At 32.0% G+C, this 460-nt stretch carries 1 protein-coding gene; it reads left to right on the plus strand.

Features of this window, described 5'->3' with window-relative positions:
* Nucleotides 1-345: DUF3872 domain-containing protein (locus VQ048_RS12615; RefSeq protein ID WP_327611980.1), on the plus strand; the 345-nt coding region annotated here is incomplete at its 5' end.
* Nucleotides 346-460: the final 115 nt, after the last annotated feature.

Consider the following 460-nt stretch of genomic DNA (forward strand, 5'->3'; position numbering starts at 1 on the left):
ACCAACTTTCCGTTTGAAGTCAAAACAATGCCTGTTCCTAAGAGTATTCTAAAAAAACAGACGGTAGAAATTCGCTGTCAAATCGTATCAGAACAAAAGTACAAAGATGAAATCTATACATTAAGATACTTTCAGTTTGAGGGTAATGGTAGGCTAAAGTTGGCTAACCAAGAGCCTTTTTTACCGAATGATATGTATGTAATTCCTAACCGAACTTTTAGATTGTATTACACTTCTCTGTCTAACAATACGCAAAGTTTTGAGGTTTGGATTGCTGACAGCAAAGGCAAAGAACAAAAGCTACGCTTTGAATTTAATGCTAAGAAAGAGGAGAAAACGGAATAAAATGACAGATAAAACTTAGTATAGCTACAAACCCTTGAATTTATCAAGGGTTTTGTTTTTTTATAGGTAATGTATTATTTTTGTTAAGTAATCAATTTTTGTAAGTTATGATTTT

It is taken from the genome of Bergeyella anatis (genome assembly GCF_036016955.1).
In the GTDB taxonomy this organism is placed as follows: domain Bacteria; phylum Bacteroidota; class Bacteroidia; order Flavobacteriales; family Weeksellaceae; genus JAYWXI01.